The sequence below is a fragment of the Oleiphilus sp. HI0067 genome, from assembly GCF_001635735.1.
In genome coordinates this window covers 1-1,097 of sequence record NZ_LWFI01001326.1, presented here as the reverse complement: position 1 = coordinate 1,097, position 1,097 = coordinate 1, and the positions used below count along the sequence as shown (strand labels likewise).

The 1,097-nt window shown below is 43.1% G+C and carries 1 protein-coding gene and 1 pseudogene; both read right to left on the bottom strand.

All coding sequences use genetic code 11. The features are described 5' to 3' along the window. Positions 1 to 93: 93 nt before the first annotated feature. Positions 94 to 807, bottom strand: coding sequence for a Sir2 family NAD+-dependent deacetylase (gene cobB, locus A3739_RS20800; RefSeq protein WP_068476156.1), 714 nt, complete (start codon positions 805 to 807; stop codon positions 94 to 96). A gap of 56 nt (positions 808 to 863) precedes the next feature. Next, a pseudogene (locus A3739_RS30170) lies at positions 864 to 1,097 on the bottom strand (hypothetical protein); the annotation flags it as partial.

Here is a 1,097-nt window from a genome sequence, read left to right as displayed (position 1 = left end):
GAATTACAAAATCATGACCTTAATCTTCTGTGTCGCTCCATACTTAGCACTTAGATTTATGAATAGTTAAATTCATAAATAGCTAAAAGCACGCTACGCCAACAGATCTTTAACGAAGCTCGGTAACACTTCACCAGCCTTGCCTTGAATGGAGCGAGAGAAACTCGAGTGCACGGCAGAGGGCTTTAGGTTGATCTCAATACTATCTGCACCTGCATGATTAGCGACTTCAACAAATCCCGCCGCAGGATATACATGACCTGAGGTACCGATCGATATAAAGGCATCGCATTGTTCAATCGCTTGATAAATCTCATCCATATATAAAGGCATTTCACCAAACCAAACGACATGCGGACGCATTTGAACCATTGCACCACAGTTTTCACATACTGAATTTGGTGTCGTATCGACGCGTGACTCCTGTACAAATTCACAAGACTGACAACGCTCCTTAAGCAACTCTCCGTGCATATGTAATACATTTTGAGAGCCTGCACGTTCATGCAGATCATCAATATTCTGCGTCACGAGTATAAATGAATGGCCTGCTAACTGCATCGCACGTTCAAGATCTACTAATGCCCTGTGGGCTAGATTGGGCTGAATATTTGGCGAAAGTAAAAACTGACGACGCTGATTGTAGAACGATTGAACAAGTTCAGGATTGCGTGCAAAACCCTCTGGAGAGGCAACGTCTTCAATACGGTGTTCCTCCCACAAACCGTCACTCGCTCTAAAAGTTTGGATACCAGATTCTGCTGAGATACCAGCTCCCGTCAGTACAACGACAGATTTATACTTCATTCCAACTCCTTTCGTTTAAATAGGCGTTTGCTGAAATTAAGTTCTTTATCATGTGCCTAGCGCTTTAATGACGCTAGCCATACTCTTTTTTTCTCACTGAGTGACATTGCCACATAGGCAGGACTCGTCGAAGGCATGACACCGCTATCAATGCCCTTATCGTTAAGATATTGCTTTCCCATGTGCTTAAAAAAAGTTTTTGCTGATGCTTGTCCGTTAAACAACACCAACGATAAGTCTGGGTGTCGTGCGATAAATGCATCAAAGTCATTAACGATGACCGTATCAGG

Excerpts from the sequence above, each read along its gene's own strand:
- cobB (WP_068476156.1), bottom strand. The coding sequence starts at position 807 with ATGAAGTATAAATCTGTCGTTGTACTGACGGGAGCTGGTATCTCAGCA.